This window comes from Actinacidiphila sp. bgisy160, assembly GCF_057707815.1.
Genome location: NZ_JBYIQW010000011.1, coordinates 39413 through 54617, shown reverse-complemented (window position 1 = coordinate 54617; position 15205 = coordinate 39413). Strand labels below are relative to the sequence as shown.

Annotated in this window: 16 protein-coding genes; 6 read left to right on the top strand and 10 right to left on the bottom strand. The window is 72.2% G+C overall.

What is annotated here, in order from left to right; translation table 11 throughout:
- Positions 1–32 precede the first annotated feature (32 nt).
- The 5 genes from AC3EUJ_RS12410 to map all read right to left on the bottom strand — a co-directional run bounded on the left by AC3EUJ_RS12410 (position 33) and on the right by map (position 5271).
- A complete protein-coding gene (locus AC3EUJ_RS12410; protein WP_488180955.1) occupies positions 33–971 on the bottom strand; it encodes an SCO2278 family lipoprotein in 939 nt (312 codons plus the stop codon).
- On the bottom strand, positions 910–1869 hold the full coding sequence (efeU, locus tag AC3EUJ_RS12405) for an iron uptake transporter permease EfeU (RefSeq protein WP_431961166.1): 960 nt from the start codon (positions 1867–1869) through the stop codon (positions 910–912). The genes AC3EUJ_RS12410 and efeU overlap by 62 nt, the downstream gene beginning before the upstream one ends.
- A gap of 15 nt (positions 1870–1884) precedes the next feature.
- Entirely contained in the window at positions 1885–3144 is a 1260-nt protein-coding gene (efeB, locus tag AC3EUJ_RS12400) for an iron uptake transporter deferrochelatase/peroxidase subunit (RefSeq protein ID WP_431961165.1), read from the bottom strand.
- 19 nt (positions 3145–3163) lie between these two features.
- Complete coding sequence (gene efeO / locus AC3EUJ_RS12395) at positions 3164–4300, bottom strand: iron uptake system protein EfeO (RefSeq protein ID WP_431961164.1); 1137 nt, start codon at positions 4298–4300, stop codon at positions 3164–3166.
- A 122-nt stretch (positions 4301–4422) separates the two neighbouring features.
- Positions 4423–5271 (bottom strand): type I methionyl aminopeptidase, encoded by an 849-nt coding sequence (map, locus tag AC3EUJ_RS12390; RefSeq protein ID WP_431961163.1) that lies wholly within the window; start codon positions 5269–5271, stop codon positions 4423–4425.
- A 64-nt stretch (positions 5272–5335) separates the two neighbouring features.
- Between map and AC3EUJ_RS12385 the strand changes: the two genes are divergently transcribed.
- The 4 genes from AC3EUJ_RS12385 (at position 5336) to AC3EUJ_RS12370 (ending at position 9218) form a co-directional block, all read left to right on the top strand.
- Positions 5336–5569: a hypothetical protein gene (locus tag AC3EUJ_RS12385; protein ID WP_431961162.1), complete on the top strand. Its 234-nt coding sequence runs from the start codon at positions 5336–5338 to the stop codon at positions 5567–5569.
- A 31-nt stretch (positions 5570–5600) separates the two neighbouring features.
- The gene (locus AC3EUJ_RS12380; protein WP_431961161.1) at positions 5601–6599 is read left to right on the top strand and encodes a CapA family protein; all 999 of its coding nucleotides are present in this window, start codon (positions 5601–5603) and stop codon (positions 6597–6599) included.
- 120 nt (positions 6600–6719) lie between these two features.
- Complete coding sequence (locus tag AC3EUJ_RS12375; protein WP_431961160.1) at positions 6720–7352, top strand: hypothetical protein; 633 nt, start codon at positions 6720–6722, stop codon at positions 7350–7352.
- 168 nt (positions 7353–7520) lie between these two features.
- On the top strand, positions 7521–9218 hold the full coding sequence (locus tag AC3EUJ_RS12370; protein ID WP_431961159.1) for a carbohydrate binding domain-containing protein: 1698 nt from the start codon (positions 7521–7523) through the stop codon (positions 9216–9218).
- A gap of 22 nt (positions 9219–9240) precedes the next feature.
- Here AC3EUJ_RS12370 and AC3EUJ_RS12365 read toward each other — a convergent pair whose 3' ends face one another.
- From AC3EUJ_RS12365 to AC3EUJ_RS12350, 4 genes are all read right to left on the bottom strand, one after another.
- Positions 9241–10458 carry an MFS transporter gene (locus AC3EUJ_RS12365; RefSeq protein WP_431961242.1) on the bottom strand — a complete coding sequence of 406 codons (1218 nt, stop codon included), beginning with the start codon at positions 10456–10458 and terminating at the stop codon, positions 9241–9243.
- A gap of 150 nt (positions 10459–10608) precedes the next feature.
- Positions 10609–11568: a dihydrodipicolinate synthase family protein gene (locus AC3EUJ_RS12360; RefSeq protein ID WP_431961157.1), complete on the bottom strand. Its 960-nt coding sequence runs from the start codon at positions 11566–11568 to the stop codon at positions 10609–10611.
- 10 nt (positions 11569–11578) lie between these two features.
- Positions 11579–12172: a hypothetical protein gene (locus AC3EUJ_RS12355; RefSeq protein ID WP_431961156.1), complete on the bottom strand. Its 594-nt coding sequence runs from the start codon at positions 12170–12172 to the stop codon at positions 11579–11581.
- A gap of 64 nt (positions 12173–12236) precedes the next feature.
- Positions 12237–12920, bottom strand: a complete 684-nt coding sequence (locus AC3EUJ_RS12350) for a FadR/GntR family transcriptional regulator (RefSeq protein WP_431961155.1) — start codon at positions 12918–12920, stop codon at positions 12237–12239.
- A gap of 286 nt (positions 12921–13206) precedes the next feature.
- Here AC3EUJ_RS12350 and npdG point away from each other — a divergent pair, with 286 nt between their 5' ends.
- Entirely contained in the window at positions 13207–13923 is a 717-nt protein-coding gene (gene npdG, locus AC3EUJ_RS12345) for an NADPH-dependent F420 reductase (RefSeq protein ID WP_431961154.1), read from the top strand.
- A gap of 62 nt (positions 13924–13985) precedes the next feature.
- Complete coding sequence (locus AC3EUJ_RS12340; protein WP_431961153.1) at positions 13986–14180, top strand: hypothetical protein; 195 nt, start codon at positions 13986–13988, stop codon at positions 14178–14180.
- Here AC3EUJ_RS12340 and AC3EUJ_RS12335 read toward each other — a convergent pair.
- Complete coding sequence (locus tag AC3EUJ_RS12335; protein ID WP_431961152.1) at positions 14170–14961, bottom strand: site-2 protease family protein; 792 nt, start codon at positions 14959–14961, stop codon at positions 14170–14172. The genes AC3EUJ_RS12340 and AC3EUJ_RS12335 overlap by 11 nt on opposite strands.
- Positions 14962–15205 lie beyond the last annotated feature (244 nt).

Here is a 15205-nt window from a genome sequence, read left to right as displayed (position 1 = left end):
CGCTCGCCCCAGCCCGCACCGCCCCCCGCCGGTCACTCCCCGCGCGCGGCGACCAGGCCCACGGTGCGGGTGAGGAAGATGACCTGACCGCCGCCGTCCTTCTTCGACGGGACGAGCACGGCCTGGCGGGCGACCCGGCCCAGCGTCACCGACGTGTCCGGGGTGCCGGTCATCAGTGCCTTGGTGTACATGTCGACCCGCGGCGTGACGCCCGCCCGCAGCATGGTGATCTTCGCCGTGTGGTGCGTGGCGAAGAAGACCAGTGCGCCGCCGTCCTTGGTGCGCAGCCCGAGCGGGGCGAAGTCCCCCTCCGTGGCGGGCTGGTCGGCGTACTGGGTGGCCGACTGGGCGGTACGGGCGCTCTTCGCCCGGCTGGTGATCAGCTCCGAGGTCGACGAGCCCGGGGCGAACACGGACGCGTCCTTGGCGTCGCCCTTGGCCAGGTAGCCGGTGTAGGCGCCGCCCAGCTCGCCGGGATCCACCACCAGCCCCGACCCCTCGGCCTGCACCGGCTCCACGTACCCCTGCGCGTCACGGGTGAACTCCGGGATGGCGGAGGCCCGTACGGAGGCGACGTACGACACGCGCCACGCTTCGCGGGCGCCGCCCCGTTCGAAGACCATCAGCCAGCGGTTCGTGCCGGAGCCGGCGCCGCCCAGCTCCGGCGCGACGTCGGCCACGAACCACTTGGGCCAGCCCACCTGGCGGGGTATCAGGAAGCGCGGGTCGCCGAGTTCGAGCGCCTTGAAGCCGTGGTTGCCGCCGGGCTCGACGGCGTGCCGGGCGCGCAGACCGGCCCCGTCGACGGCGCCGAGGGGGCCGCTCTCGACGGTGGCGATCAGTTTCGCGTCGAGGTTCTTGTTCGCCTCGTTGTTGACCTCGGTGAAGCGGTCCAGGGCCTTGGCGGCCTCAGCCTTCGTCACCGCCGGGACGAGCGCCCGCTCCCCGTGCACCGTCACGCACCCGGTCAGCGGTGTCGCCGTCAGCGCCAGCAGGGCGAGCGCCGGCAGGAATCGCGGCCTGCGGGTCATCGGTCGTGGGCTCCTTCGGGGCTGCGGCGGACGGCGCCGTAACCCTACCGGGGCGGAGGAAGAGGAACAGCGCCGGTACGAGATACAGCGCCCAGACCGTGACCTGCAGCCAGGTCGGGTCGGGCTGGAAGTTGAACACGCCCTTGAGCAGCGTCCCGTACCAGGAGTCCACCGGGATCTGCTCGGCGATGTCGAAGGCCCGCGCGCCCAGCCCGGGCAGCCAGTCGGCCTCCTGCAGGTCGTGGAAGCCGTACGCGAGCACGCCCGCCGCCACCACGACCAGCATCGCGCCGGTCCACGTGAAGAACTTGGCGAGGTTGATGCGCAGCGCGCCCCGGTAGAACAGCCAGCCCAGCACCGCCGCGGTCAGCAGGCCCAGTACCGCGCCCACCAGCGGACGCACGCCGTCGTCCGTGGCCTGCACGGCCGTCCAGATGAAGAGCGAGGTCTCCAGCCCCTCACGTCCCACGGCGAGGAAGGAGGTGGCGACCAGCGCACCGGTGCCCATGGCGACGGCCGCGTCCAGCTTGCCGTGCAGCTCCGCCTTCAGGTGCCGCGCGGTGCGCCGCATCCAGAAGACCATCCACGTCACCAGGCCGACCGCGACGATCGACAGCGAACCGCCCAGCGCCTCCTGCGCCTCGAAGGTGAGTGTGGAGGAGCCGAACTGCAGGGCCGCGCCGAAGGCCATGCTCACCAGGACCGCGGTGCCCACGCCCAGCCAGACCGGCGGCAGCTTCTCCTTGCGGCCGGTCTTCACCAGGTAGGCGACCAGGATGCAGACGACCAGGCTGGCCTCCAGGCCCTCCCGGAGCCCGATCAGGTAGTTGGCGAACACCGCCGTCACTTCCCTTCAGTTGGTCTGGAAGAGCTCGCGGCCCCACCAGTCGTCCGCGTCGCGGACGCCCGGCGGTACGGCGTAGACGGCCGAACCCACGTGCTGGATGTACTCGTTGAGGGAGTCGAGCTTCGCCAGCCGCATCTGCAGCGGCACGAAGCCGTCCCGGACGTCGCGCTGGTACGCGATGAAGAACAGCCCGGCGTCCAGGCGGCCCAGGCCGTCGGTGCCGTCGGTGAAGGAGTAGCCGCGGCGCAGGATCGTCACACCGCTGTTGTCGGGGTGCGCCAGCCGGACGTGCGCGTCCGGGAGCATCGCCTTGAAGTCCGGTGCGTCGTGTTCGCGCTGCCTGCCGATCGGGGCCCCCTCGCCCTTCGTCCGGCCGAAGATCTGCTCCTGCTCCCGCAGCGGGGTGCGGTCCCAGGTCTCGATGTGCATCCGGATGCGGCGGGCGACCAGGTACGAGCCGCCGGCCATCCAGGACGGGCCGTCCTTCGAGGACACCCACACGTGCTTGTCCTGAGCGGCCCGATCGGAGCCCGCGACGTTGTGCGTGCCGTCCTTGAAGCCCATCAGGTTGCGCGGGGTCTGCTCCTCGGGCGTGGTCGATGAGGTCTTGCCGAAGCCGAGCTGCGACCAGCGCATCGCGACCTTGCCGAAGCCGATCCGGGCCAGGTTGCGGATGGCGTGCACCGCCACCTGCGGGTCGTCCGCGCAGGCCTGGATGCACAGGTCGCCGCCGCTGCGGTTCGGGTCGAGGGCGTCGCCGGGGAACTTGGGCAGGTCCACCAGCGCCTCGGGGCGGTGCGCCTTGAGGCCGAAGCGGTCCCCGCCGTCCTTCGTGGTGAACAGCGAGGGGCCGAAGCCTATGGTGAGGGTGAGCCGCGAGGCCTGCAGGCCCAGCGCCTCGCCGGTGTCGTCCGGCGGGGCCTCGGCGAGGCCGCCGACCGCGCCCTCGCCGACCGGCCGGCCCTGCGTCATCTTCCGGGCGGCATCGGTCCATTCCTTCAGGAGCGCGACCAGTTCCTCGCGGTCCTCGGTCTTGACGTCGAAGGACGCGAAGTGGAGCCGGTCCTGCACCGGGGTCGTGATGCCGGCCTGGTTCACCCCGTGGAAGGCGATCGCGCTGCCCGCGGCACCCGCGGGCTGCACGTCGTCCCCGGAGCGGACGGCGGCCACGGCGCCGCCGGCCGCGGCGGCCGCGGCGACGACGCCGGCACCGGTCCAGCCGAGCACCCTGCGCCGTGACGTGTATGTGACGGTCTCTTCGGACATGGTCCGCTGTCCCCTCGGATTACTTGGCGACGGCCGCGGCGAGCTTCGACAGGGGCTCGGCGAGCGCGTTGACCGCGTCCGAGAGCTCCTTGCGTCGGTCCTTGCCGACCGTGTCGTAGGAGACGAACTCCGTCGCGCTGCCGCCCTTGCGGTAGGTGTCGAGCAGCGTCGTCAGGGCCGGGAACCGCTTGTCCAGCTCGGCGGTCAGCGCCGCGTCCTTCCCGGCGGCGACCGGCTTCAGCAGCTCGTACGCCTTCAGGGCGCCCTCGACGTTGGCGTGGAAGTCCGACAGGTCGGTGTGGGAGTAGCGGTCCTCCTCACCGGTGATCTTGCCAGTGGCGACCTCGTCCAGCAGCTCCTTGGCGCCGTTGGCCATGCTGGTGGCGGTGATGTCGGCCGTGCCTACCCGGGTCCGCCAGTCCTTCAGGTCCGAGACCAGCTGGTCGGCGAGGGCGCCCTCCTCGGCCCCGGCCTTCTCGTCCTGCCACAGGGACTTCTCCAGCCGGTGCCAGCCGGTCCACTTCTGGCCGTCCTCCAGACCGTCCTCGCGGGTGTCGGTCAGCGGGTCGATGTCGCCGAAGGACTCGGCCACCGGCTCGGTGCGCTCCCAGCCGACACGGGAGGGCGCGAAGAGCGACTTGGCCTTCTCCACGTCGCCCGCCTTGACGGCGTCGGCGAACTGCTGGACCACCGGGATGGTCTGGTCGGCCTGCTCCTGGACGTACTTGCGGTACGCGGCCACGGCGGCGTCCAGGCGTGGGTCGGCCTTGGCGGCGCCCTTGCCGGTGACGGTGATCTTCTGGCGGATGCCGTCGCCCTTCATGCCGGGCTTGCAGGCGATCTCGTAAGTACCGGCCTTGATCTCGGCGGTGATGGTGGCCTTGGTGCCGGGGCCGATGTTCTCCCGCTCGGTCACGATCTTGCCGCTGGACGTGTAGACGTAGACCTCGGTGACCTTCGAGCCCTTGTTCTCCACGGCGAGCTGCACGTGGCCGGCCGGGAAACCGGTCCTGGAGACCTCGCACGCGGTGTCCGTCGCGGTGACCGTGACGGCGTCCGAGGACTTGTCGTCCGCCTTCTCCGCGCACCCGGTGACGGCCGTGACGGCGACCACTATGCCGGCGGCGGCTACTGCGGACATGCGGACGGCGGACATGCGATCTCCTGGCGGCTCAGTGGAACAGCTTAGGTAAGCCTTTCCTGTGGAAGGCTTGCCTAACCTATCCGAGGCGCTCCGCGCCTTTCCCCGTTTTTGGCAAAGGAAAGGTAATGGAAGGGTCAAGGCAGTGTCAGTACCTCCGCGCCCGTGTCCGTCACCACAAGGGTGTGCTCGAACTGCGCGGTGCGCTTGCGGTCCTTGGTGACGACCGTCCAGCCGTCGTCCCAGATCTCGTACTCGTGGGTGCCCAGGGTCAGCATCGGCTCGATGGTGAAGGTCATCCCCGGCTTCATGACCGTGGTCGCGCGGGGGTCGTCATAGTGCGGGACGATCAGGCCGGAGTGGAAGGCGGTATTGATGCCGTGGCCCGTGAAGTCGCGCACGACGCCGTAACCGAATCGCTTGGCGTAGGACTCGATGACGCGGCCGATCACATTGATCTGCCGTCCCGGCTTGACCGCCTTGATGGCGCGGTTCAGCGATTCCCGGGTGCGTTCCACCAACAGCCTTGATTCCTCGGCCACTTCACCGACGAGATAGGTGGCGTTGGTGTCCCCGTGCACCCCGTGGATGTAGGCGGTCACGTCGAGGTTGACGATGTCGCCGTCACGCAGCTCGGTGGAGTCGGGGATGCCGTGGCAGATGACCTCGTTGATCGAGGAGCACAGCGACTTGGGGAAACCCCGGTATCCGAGGTCCGAGGGGTAGGCCTGGTGGTCGCACATGTACTCGTGCGCGATCCGGTCCAGCTCGTCGGTGGCGACGCCGGGCGCGATGGCTTTGGCCGCCTCCTCCATGGCCTGCGAGGCGATCCGCGAGGCGATCCGCATCTTCTCGATCGTCTCCGCCGACTGCACCTCGGGGCCGTCGTACGGCCGCGGCGCCGGCCGGCCCACGTACTCCGGACGCGGGATCGAGGCGGGCACGGAACGGGTGGGGGAGAGCTTGCCGGGAACCAGGACAGACATGTCAGCGAGTGTATCGGCGGCCGTTCGGGCAGCATGGCGGCAGGACGTCGTACGAGGAGGGACGATGGCGCTGTTCAGGCGAGTCCGCAAGCCCGCGGGGAAACCTGGCGAGTGGTTCTACTGCATAGAGCACCACAAGGTAGAGGAAGGACCGGAGTGCCCCGCCAAGGACCGGATGGGGCCGTACCCGAGCCGGGCGGACGCGGAGCGGGCGATGGAGACGGCCGCCGAGCGGAACCTGCAGTGGGAGAACGACCCGCGGTGGAAGGACCGCGGGCGGGAGGACGGGGAGGAGTGACCCGGCCGGGGGCCGGGTGCACGATGGAAGGGTGAAGCTCGGGCTGGCCGGCGACACGATGCTCGGCCGCATGGTCGCCGCGCGGCTGGCCGAGGCCCCTCCGGAGGCGTTGTTCTCCGAGGAGGTCGTGGCCGTCGCGCGGGAGGCGGACCTCTTCGTCCTCAACCTGGAGTGCGCGATCTCCGACCGCGGCGAGCCCTGGCCCGACCCCTTCAAGTCCTTCTTCTTCCGCGCCCCGCCGGTCGCCGTGCGCGCCCTCCGGCACCTCGGTGTGAGCTGCGTCAACCTGGCCAACAACCACGCCCTGGACTACGGGAGGGCGGCGTTGCTGGACACGCTGGAGCACCTGGCCGCGGCCGGGATCGCCACCGTCGGGGCCGGCCCGGACGTGACCGCGGCGCGCGCCCCGGCGCTGCTGGGCGGACGGCCGGGTGCCGCGGACGCCACGGGCCTGGGCGTCCTCGGCGTCACCGACCACCCGGCCGAGTACGCCGCGGGACCGGACCGCCCCGGGGTGGCCTACGCCGATCTGGGCGAGGGCGTCCCGCGCTGGCTGACCGACGCCGTCACGACCCTGCGCGCCCGGACCGCGGCTGTGCTCGTCACCCCGCACTGGGGGCCCAACATGACCACCGCGCCGGCCCGCTACATCCGCGACGCCGCCGCGGCCCTGCGCACGGCGGGCGCCACGCTCGTGGCGGGCAGTTCCGCGCACGTCTTCCACGGCGTGACGGACGGGGTGCTCTACGACCTCGGCGACTTCGTCGACGACTACGCGACCGATCCGCGGCTGCGCAACGACCGCGGCCTGCTGTTCCTCGTCACCTTCGACCCCGCCGGCCACCGTCCCGTCCGGCTGGAGGCGGTGCCGATCGCCCTCGACTACTGCTTCACCCGCCTGGCCGACCGCGGTGAACGGGCCTGGATCGCCCGGCGGTTCCGGCGCGCCTGTGCCGCGTTCGGGCACGGGGTGGCGGAGGAGGGCGGGAGGCTGGTGGTTCGCTGGGACGGCGAGGCTACCCGCCCGTAGCACACGGTCCCTCTTCCTGTCCGGGATTCCGAACGGATTGAGGTCCAGACCAACGACGATCCGTTTCCAAGGGCACGTGGACCGGATCCGACCGACGGCCGGTCGGAGGAAAGGGGCCCCATGTCCAGGAAACGCACGATGAGCACCAAGCAGAAGATCGCGCTCGTGACCGGCGCGGCCACCCTGGCCGGCGGCTTCGCCGTGGTGACGATGAGCATGGGTCACGCTTCGGTGGTGTGCGACGGACTCGACCAGGCGCTGCGCAACAACGAGAGCTTCATCGCGGGTCAACGTGCCAACCCCGACGCCCAGTCGGCGGCCCGGATCGCCAATCGTGAGGCCGTGATCAAGCAGATCAACGTGCAGCGGGAGGCCTCCGGTTGCGGGGCCGCCCAGGCGGCGCCCGCGGCCCCCGCCGGACAGGGCCAGGGCCAGAACCAGGGGCAGAACCAGAACCAGGGCCAGAACCAGGGCCAGGCCGCGCCGCCGGCGGGCGGCGCCGGCGGTCAGGTCGTCTGTGCGGGCTCGACGGTCACCCTCTCCGGCGAGGCCGGCGCGCCCGCCGCCTCCAGCAACCAGTTCCCGCTCGGTACCAAGCTCAAGGTGACCAACCTGGACAACAACAAGTCGACCACGGTGTCGGTGACCTCGACCTCAGGGAGTTGCGCGCTGCTGAACAACGCGGCCTTCGAGCAGGTCAGGGAACCCGGCAAGTTCCTGATCAGGAAGGCACGCATCGAGCGCGTGGGCTGACCGGAACCCCGCGGCCGGTCCGGGCCGCTGCCGTGCCGGGAAGCGGCGGTGGTCCGGACCTCTTGACGGGAGCACGACACTTCGCTTCAATCCGCGATGACAGGTCCAGACCAACGGTCCAGACCACTCGCCCAGCGCAGCCCCCCGCCCCCCTCACAGGGAGGTCACGTGCTCTTCCGTCGTCATGTCCCCCGTACCGGATCGCGCAGATCCCGCAGATCCCGCATCCTGGCCGGCCTCACCGCCGCGTTCCTCGCGGCCGCCGGCAGCCTGATCGCCCTGCCAGGCACCGCCCAGGCAGCCAACCTCGTCGCCAACCCGGGCTTCGAGAGCGGCAGCCTCTCCGGCTGGTCCTGCTCGGGCGGATCGGTCGTCGGCAGCCCCGTGCACAGCGGCACCAAGGCACTCGCCGGCGCGGTCAGCAGCAGCGACACCGCCCAGTGCACCCAGACCGTCTCCGTGCAGCCGAACACCGCGTACTCGCTCTCCGGCTGGGTGCGCGGCGCGTACGTCTACCTCGGAGTGACCGGCGGCGCGTCCACCTGGACCCCGTCCGCCGCCTCCTACACCCAGCTGACCGTCCCCTTCACCACCGGCGCCTCGCAGACCAGCGTCCAGATCTACGTGCACGGCTGGTACGCCCAGGGCACCTACAACGCCGACGACATCAGCCTCGACGGCCCCGGCGGCGGTGACACCCAGGCGCCCACCGCGCCCAGCGGCCTCACCTCCACCGGCAAGACCTCCTCCAGCGTGTCGCTGTCCTGGAACGCCGCCACCGACAACACCGGCGTCACCAGCTACGACGTCTACCGCGGCAGCACCCTGGCCACCACCGTGACCGGCACCTCCGCCACCGTCACCGGCCTGGCCGCGAGCACCGCGTACACCTTCACCGTCAAGGCGCGCGACGCCGCGGGCAACACCTCGGCCGCCTCCAACGCGGTGTCGGTCACCACCAACGCGGGCGGCGGCGGGGGCACCGGCTTCAAGCAGGCCGCGCCCTACCTCTACCTCGGCTGGGGCGACCCGCCCAGCCCGTCCACGGTGATGAGCGCCACCGGCATCAAGTGGTTCACGATGGCCTTCATCCTCTCCTCCGGCGGCTGCAACCCCGCCTGGGACGGCTCCCGGCCGCTGACCGGCGGCACCGACCAGTCCACCATCAACGCCATCCGCGCCGCGGGCGGCGACATCGTCCCGTCCATCGGCGGCTGGAGCGGCAACAAGCTCGGGCCCAACTGCTCAACGCCCGAGGCGCTCGCCGGCGCGTACCAGAAGGTGATCGACGCCTACGGCCTCAAGGCGATCGACGTCGACATCGAGAACACCGACGAGTTCGAGAGCGAGGTCGTCCAGGACCGCGTCCTGAACGCCCTGAGGATCGTCAAGCAGAACAACCCCGGCATCCGCACCATCGTCACCTTCGGCACGTCGACGACCGGTCCCAGCTACTGGGGCAACCGCCTCGTCGAGCGGGCCAACGCGCTCGGTGCGAACATCGACGTCTTCACGATCATGCCGTTCGACTTCGGCGGCGGCGCCGACATGTACGGCAACACCGTGAACGCCGCCGAGGGCCTGAAAGCCAAGCTGAAGTCCACCTTCGGCTGGGACGACGCCACCGCCTACGCCCACCTCGGCATCTCCGGCATGAACGGGCTGAGCGACCAGCAGGAGACCACCACCCCGGCCATCTGGACCCAGATCCGGGACTGGGCCAACTCCCACCACATCGCCCGGCTCGCGTACTGGGCCGTCAACCGGGACCGCCCGTGCCCCGGCGGTGGCGTGACCAGCAACTGCTCCGGCATCAACCAGAGCACCTGGCAGTTCACCTCGATCACCGCCGGCTTCACCGGCTGATCGGACTCCCGCCCCCCACGGGTCAGGCGGCGGAGGACACCGCGTCCTCCGCCGCCTTTCTCATGCCCACCGCGTGCTCGTTGGTCCTTGCGTCGTACGTCATCAGCGTCGGCAGGCAGACGCCCAGCGCCCCGACCGCCGCCACGCACGCCAGGCCGCCGGTCCACACCGAGGTGCGCAGGCCCAGCAGCGCGGCCGATCCGCCGGCCCGCACCTGGCCGAGCTGCGGGCCGAGGGTGAAGGAGAGCAGTTCGATGCCGGCCAGCCGGCCGCGCAGTGAGTCGGGGATGGTCTGGTTCCAGATCGTGGCCCGGAACACCCCGCTGATCATGTCGAAGGCGCCGGCCAGCGCCAGGAAGGCCAGCACCAGCCACACATTGCGGGACCAGCCGGCCGCCGCCATGCACAGGCCGAAGCCCGCCGCGGCCAGCACGATCGCCCGTCCGTGCCGGTGCACCCGCGACGACCAGCCGCCGGTGAGGCTCATCAGCAGCGCACCGGCCGGCAGGGCCGCGTACATCAGGCCCAGCGACCAGGGCGCGCCCAGCTCGTCCGCCAGGAAGGGGAACACGGCGATCGGGAACGCCAGCCCGGTCGCGGCGATGTCCACCGCATAGGTGCCCAGCAACTCCTTGCGGCTCCACGCGTAGCGCGCCCCCTCCGCGATCGAGCGCAGCGACGGGCCCTTGGCGTCGTGCGAGGGCGGCGAGGGCCGCAGCCCGAGGCCCAGGACGACGGAGACGGCGAAGGTGAGGGCGTCGATGGCGTACGCCCACCGCAGGCCGGCGTACGCGATCAGCACACCCGCCAGGGAGGGCGCCGCGATCGCCCCGATCTGCCAGCGCAGCGCGTTGAGCGAGGCGGCAGCGGTCAGTTGCTCGTGCGGGACGATACGCGGCACGATCGCGTCCAGGGCCGGCCGCTGCAGCCCGCTCAGCGCGCTGGTCAGCGCGGCGACCACGTACAACGGCCAGATCAACGGCCGCGGCAGCAGGGCGTTGGCGAGCAGCACGGCCGACAGCACCCCAAGGGCCGCCTCCGTCCACAGGATGAGCTTGCGCCGGTCCAGGGCGTCCGCGAGTGCCCCTCCGTACAGCCCGCAGACGATCAGCGGCACCAGTTCGACGGCCCCGAGGGCGCCGACCGCGAGCGTCGAGCCGGTCAGCGCCTTGATCTGGACCGGGACGGCGACGAAGGTCAGGAAGCTGCCGAAGTTGGTGATGAGGCCCGCGCACCACATCAGGCGGAAGTCGCGCGAGGTCCGCCACGGTGCGAGGTCGGGAAGGATTCTGGACACGAGGTCGCATGCTCCGCGCGCGGGTCCTCCGGCGCAACCGGGTTTTTCCTCCGCCGGGCACGTCCCGGTCCGGCCGGGCACCGTCCGGAACCGTCAGGGCATCAGCCCCGCGGCCGCCAGCCGCTGCCGGACCACCGCGACGGCGGTGTCGTCCAGCGGGACCTGCGGGGGCGCCGTGGCCGCGCAGCCGATGACGCCGCGCAGCCGCAGCGCCGCCTTGAAGGCGCCCAGCGCCGAGGAACCCGGGCCCATCGGCATGGAGTCCGCCCCCGCGTCGACGATCGCGTACAGCCGCGCGAGCCGGTCCTGCTCCGCCGCGGCCTCCCGCCAGCGTCCCGCGACGGCGTACGCGTGGAGCCGTACGTATCCGTGCGGATCGACGTTGCCGAGGCCGGGGACGACGCCGTGCGCCCCCGCCAGGAGGGCGCCGTCCACGGCGAGTTCGGACCCGGTGAGCAGGGTGAAGAAGGGGTCCAGGCCGCGATGGCGCAGCTCGGTCAGCAGTCGGCGCATGGGGCCGTCGGCACCGCTGCTGTCCTTCAGGCCGGCCAGCGTGCCCTCCTCCGCCAGGGCCAGCACGGTCGCGGCGGGCAGCTTCGTGTGCACCGCCGAGGGGATGTCGTACGCGAACAGCGGCACCCCGTCCGCCCCGTCCCGCACCCGCCGGAAGTGGTCGGCGATCTCCACCGGATGCGTCGCCGCGTAGAAGGGCGCGGTCGCCACCAGGGCGTCGGCGCCGGCCGCGACGGCGGCCCGGGCGTGCTCCAGGACGCGCGGGGTGGTCATGTCGACGACACCGGCCAGCACGGGAACCCGGCCCCCGACGGCCTCCACGACCGCCGTGAGCGCGGTGCGCCGCTGCGCGTCGGTGAGGAAGGCCGTCTCGCCGCTGGAACCCAGGGCGAAGACCCCGTGCACCCCGGCCGAGAGCACATGCCCGACCAGGGCCCGCAGTCCCTCGGTGTCGACGTCCCCCGTCTCCGTGAGCGGGGTGCACAGAGGTGGCACGACCCCGCGCAGTGGGCGGAGCGGATCGGTCCCGGTTGCGGTCATGGACCGCTTCCTACCAGCTCGCCGGTGGTGGCGACACCAACTGCTCGGCGAGCCGCGCGAATCGCGGCAGCCGGTCGCGCAGCCGCACCCGGCGTCCGGCTGCCGCGCTGACCAGGTGCTGCAGCACGTCCATGCCGACCTCGGAGGGCTCCGGCGGCACGGTGAGGGCGTCGTGCGCCAGCCCGCGCAGCTCCGGGTCGCCCGCGTCCATGGCCAGCACCGTCGCGCCGGAACGCCGCGCGTCGTCCACCCGCTCCAGCAGCCCGGCGTCGGCCCGCTCGGGGGTGACCACCAGTACCGTCTCGCCCCTGCCCGCCGCCTCCAGACGGGCCGCCCCGACCGAGAGGTGCGGGGGCGCGCCCGGCGGCACGCGGTGCCGCACCAGGGTCGGTGACAGCTCGGGCAGCCCGCTCCAGGCGGCCTCGTCGTCCAGATGGGCCGCCATGTGCCAGGGCTCGTAGCCTCCGCTCCCGACGAGCAGCAGCCCGCCCGCGGCCCCCCGGCGGACGGACCCGCGCAGCGAGCCGGCGAAGCACCGGGTCAGCTCCGGCCACTCGCTCCCGGCCAGCAGTTCACGGACGACCTCCACCCGTACGGCATCCATCCCCGCATCCTCGCGGACCGCGCCGCCGCCCGGCCCCGCTTCGCGCCGTGCTCACCCGAACGGGTCAGTCCGCGCCGTCCGCGGGCAGGGCCCGGGACACCCGATCCCGCACCTCCGTGAAATGCCGCCGCATGGCGGCCCTGGCCGCGTCCGCGTCCCCGGTGCGCAGCGCGCCGACGACGGCGCGGTGGTCGGCGACGACGCGCTCGGCCGGGTCGTCGGCGGGCGCCAGGGCGGCGCCGGCCTCGTGGCAGGCGCTCCAGAACAGGTCGACGAGCTGCAGCACGAGCTCGTTGCCGCAGGAGGAGTAGAGCAGCGCGTGAAAGGCGCGGTCCGCGTCCGGGTCGTCGGCCATCCGGGCGGCGAGCGCGTCGAGTTCGTCCAGCCGCCGCGGCGGTATCGTCCCGGCCACCTCGGCTATCAGGCCGACCTCGAGCAGCTCGCGCACCGCGACGAGGTCGGCCAGGGCGCGCGCCCGGGACCGTAGCTGGAAGGTGAGCGAGGGCTTCAGCACCGCCAGCGGCGCCTCCCCGACGAACGTCCCCGTGCCGTGCCGGATCTCCACGATGCCCAGCGCCTGCAGCGCCCGCACCGCCTCGCGCACGCTGTTGCGGCTCGCACCGAGCAGGTCCATCAACTGCGGCTCGGTCGGCAGGGTGGCGCCGGGGGCGAGCCGCTGTTCGTGGATCAGCTCGATGATGCGGTCCTGGAGCCTCGGGCCGCGGCTCCTGCCGGCGGTTCTGGTCACGGGTGGCCGCCTTTCCCTGTGCTGTTCCGCGCTTTGACGTTCCGTCAGCTGTCCCGTGCGGCCCGCACGGGACAAGGGACGTCCTGCGTCCACCCCGCGGCCGCGCATCGATGTCATACCCCACATCCGTCGTCGCCCGAGCCGATACCGGTGCGTACGGGGACTTCCGCGCACCGCGGACAGCCCGCGCGGCAGCGGCGGAGCAGCGCCGGCGGGCCGGGCGCCGAGGGGCGCGTCACAGCGCCTGCGCGGGCCACGCGCCGCCCCCACCTGGCAGGATCGCGGTATGACTGTTGACAGTGGCAATGAGACCCCCGCCCCCAAGGCCCCGGCGAAGGACCCCTGGGAGCTGCCCGACGTGTCGGGCCTCGTCGTCGGCGTCCTCGGCGGCACCGGCCCGCAGGGCCGCGGCCTGGCGTACCGGCTCGCCAAGTCCGGCCAGCAGGTGATCATCGGCTCGCGCGCCGCGGACCGCGCCCAGGCCACGGCCGACCGGCTCGGCCTCGGGGTGCGGGGCGCGGACAACGCGGAGACCGCCCGCCGCAGCGACGTCGTCATCGTCGCCGTCCCGTGGGAGGGCCACGGCGAGACCCTGGAGGCGCTGCGCGACGAGCTGGCCGGCAAGCTCGTCGTCGACTGCGTCAACCCGCTGGGCTTCGACAAGCAGGGCGCCTACGCCCTGAAGCCCGAGGAGGGCAGCGCCGCGCAGCAGGCCGCCGCGCTGCTGCCGGAGTCCCGCGTCACCGCCGCCTTCCACCACCTGTCCGCCGTGACGCTCGAGGACCCGGAGATCGCCTCGATCGACACCGACGTCCTCGTCCTCGGCGACAGCCGCGCCGACACCGACCTGGTCCAGGCCCTGGCCGCGCGCATCCCCGGCGTCCGCGGCGTCTTCGCCGGCCGGCTGCGGGGCGCCCACCAGGTGGAGGCGCTGGTCGCCAACCTGATCTCGGTCAACCGCCGCTACAAGTCCCACGCCGGTCTGCGCCTGACCGACGTGTAGGGCCGCGGGGGCATGGGGGACAATGGCCGGGTTCGTGCCCGACCCGACAGGAGCCGCCCCCCATGCCCCGCCTCGCCCTCTACGCGCTCGTCCTGTGCGCGCTCGCCGTGGCCGCCGCCGTCGTCTCCTTCGTGGAGGGCAGCTGGCTCGGCGTCTTCTGGATCCTGATCGCGGGCCTCACCAGCAACATGTGCTGGTACTACCTGCGCAAGGCGCGGGCGGAGCGGGAGTCCGCCGAACAGCGGATCACTGGCTGAACGGGTCGCCCTTCCAGAACTGGAAGAAGGCGTAGCCGAGGCCCGACAGCCCGTCCGGGATGCCGAAGGCCGCCGTCACGGAGTGGATGAAGCCGAAGAACGCGGCGTTGACCTCGGGGATCCACAGCACACCGAAGACGGCCAGCAGCCCGAACTGCCCGAACGGCTCCAGCTGGCGCCGCGTCCGGTACGACAGCCAGGGCTCGATCACGCCGTAGCCGTCCAGGCCCGGCACCGGCAGCAGGTTCAGGATCGCCGCCGTGACCTGCAGCATCGCCAGGAACGCCAGGGCGGACGCGAAGGGCGCGTGGGCGCTGTCCAGCGTGATGAGGCCGAGGGTGAAGGGCAGCATCAGGGCGATCGCGAACAGCACGTTGGTCAGCGGCCCCGCGGCCGAGATGAGGCTGTGCTTCCACCGGCCTCGGATCCGGCCCCGCTCGATGAATACGGCGCCGCCGGGCAGGCCGATGCCGCCCAGGATCACGAAGATCACCGGCAGCACGATGCTCAGCAGCGCGTGCGTGTACTTCAGCGGGTTCAGGGTCAGGTAGCCCTTGGCGCCGATCGAGATGTCGCCGCCGTGCAGCGCGGTGCGGGCGTGCGCGTACTCGTGCAGGCACAGCGAGACGATCCAGCCGGACACGACGAAGAGGAACACGGCGAAGCCGGTGCTGGTGGAGAAGCCCGTCCACACCGCCCAGCCCGACACGGCCATGATCGCGACCAGGCCGAGGAAGATCGGGCTGATCTGCCGTTCACTGCGGGTTGCTGCGGTGGTCATCGTGCGGGCTCCTGCGGTGGCGGTGCGTCGTCGGTCGTGGTGCTGGCCGCCCGATCATGCCATCCGGCCGCCGCCGGGCACACCCACGGCGGGATAACGCCCCGGCAACGCCGGACGTTCCTGGGGCAAGGCGGTCCTGCGGTTCGGCGGCCCGCGGACGTCCGGGTCGCGACAGCGTTGCGATACGTCATCGATCGTGCACGTTCCGTCGCGCCGGGGCGGGGACGGAGGCACCCTGGAGGCG

Excerpts from the sequence above, each read along its gene's own strand:
- efeB (WP_431961165.1), bottom strand. The coding sequence starts at position 3,144 with ATGTCCGAAGAGACCGTCACATACACGTCACGGCGCAGGGTGCTCGGC.
- efeO (WP_431961164.1), bottom strand. The coding sequence starts at position 4,300 with ATGTCCGCCGTCCGCATGTCCGCAGTAGCCGCCGCCGGCATAGTGGTC.
- map (WP_431961163.1), bottom strand. The coding sequence starts at position 5,271 with ATGTCTGTCCTGGTTCCCGGCAAGCTCTCCCCCACCCGTTCCGTGCCC.
- AC3EUJ_RS12385 (WP_431961162.1), top strand. The coding sequence starts at position 5,336 with ATGGCGCTGTTCAGGCGAGTCCGCAAGCCCGCGGGGAAACCTGGCGAG.
- AC3EUJ_RS12375 (WP_431961160.1), top strand. The coding sequence starts at position 6,720 with ATGTCCAGGAAACGCACGATGAGCACCAAGCAGAAGATCGCGCTCGTG.
- AC3EUJ_RS12365 (WP_431961242.1), bottom strand. The coding sequence starts at position 10,458 with ATGTGGTGCGCGGGCCTCATCACCAACTTCGGCAGCTTCCTGACCTTC.
- AC3EUJ_RS12360 (WP_431961157.1), bottom strand. The coding sequence starts at position 11,568 with ATGACCGCAACCGGGACCGATCCGCTCCGCCCACTGCGCGGGGTCGTG.
- AC3EUJ_RS12355 (WP_431961156.1), bottom strand. The coding sequence starts at position 12,172 with ATGGATGCCGTACGGGTGGAGGTCGTCCGTGAACTGCTGGCCGGGAGC.
- npdG (WP_431961154.1), top strand. The coding sequence starts at position 13,207 with ATGACTGTTGACAGTGGCAATGAGACCCCCGCCCCCAAGGCCCCGGCG.
- AC3EUJ_RS12340 (WP_431961153.1), top strand. The coding sequence starts at position 13,986 with ATGCCCCGCCTCGCCCTCTACGCGCTCGTCCTGTGCGCGCTCGCCGTG.
- AC3EUJ_RS12335 (WP_431961152.1), bottom strand. The coding sequence starts at position 14,961 with ATGACCACCGCAGCAACCCGCAGTGAACGGCAGATCAGCCCGATCTTC.